Here is a 1,075-nt window from a genome sequence, read left to right on the forward strand (position 1 = left end):
GAAGAACAAGTTGCATCCAATGTAGCATCTCCTTCTGACTTTATCAACTTTTCTGTTGCAGAGAACANTNAAACTCATACGCGTACAGCGTTTGACTCNCAAAACTATGTCAAGAANTTGAAAAACTTTTATGTGTATGCGTTCCTTGACGACCCAGGAGAAGAAGANCCATATATGGATAATGTAGAAATAGTCAATCAAGGTAATGGCATATTCTCATATAAAGACNAGAATNAGAGAAAGAGATGGTTAGAAAATGAANCCCTGCATTTTGTTGCGGTCAACTCTCCCAATAATTTTGGAAGCAGACCGGAAATAGATGTATGGAGCAACNACGAGGTAAGCCTTGGTGTATATTCGGGNGGAAACGAGGATTATATGGCAGCTTTCGAATCAGATGAATATAAACAAGCAAATCATGGTACCGTAAAANTACAATTCCATCACCTCCTTTCACAAATCAAGTTTGGAATTTCCAATATGTCAAACAATCTTGAAATCANGGACATCAAGCAAATCGGCTTAAAGGGGGTGTATCATGAAGCAGAGTTTACAATGCTGGGAAATGGGGCGGTTCAAACACGCATGGCAAGGGATNATTTAGGACTTGGCGAATATTCATTTGATATAGACAACTTTGAAAAAGCAGATAAATCATATCTTAATGCCAGCAAAGACATTTTTTTAGTTCCGTTGAATCATCAACCGTGGAATCCNAAGTCAGGCNTTAGAATTGCAGACATTAATAAGGCTATTGATGAGAATGACGCACAAAACGTTTATTCCTATGTATGGNTNAAATGTAAAATTTATGACCACAGCACAGGTCAATATGTTGTTGGCGACTACAATAGTTATGGCGTTACTTATTTTCCTTTCAAAGCTGATTTGAAAGCAGGAAAAAGATACAAATACAAGATTACCATTACGGATGACTTCATTGGCTACCCTGACCAAAATACAACACTCCAAGAGCCTAAACTTGGTTGGGTGATATCCGATGCTGGCAATATTTACTCAACTTGTGAAGAAGCAGACAATGCAGGTGAGAAACCTGTTGCCATGATTGCATATA

1 protein-coding gene is annotated in these 1,075 nt (G+C 38.1%); it reads left to right on the top strand.

The features are described 5' to 3' along the window. Positions 1-132: 132 nt before the first annotated feature. A partial coding sequence (locus tag HMPREF9304_RS12255) for a fimbrillin family protein (RefSeq protein WP_508604226.1) occupies positions 133-1,075 on the top strand: 943 nt, incomplete at its 3' end.

This window comes from Hoylesella timonensis S9-PR14, from assembly GCF_000762405.1.
Taxonomy (GTDB): Bacteria; Bacteroidota; Bacteroidia; order Bacteroidales; family Bacteroidaceae; genus Prevotella; species Prevotella timonensis_A.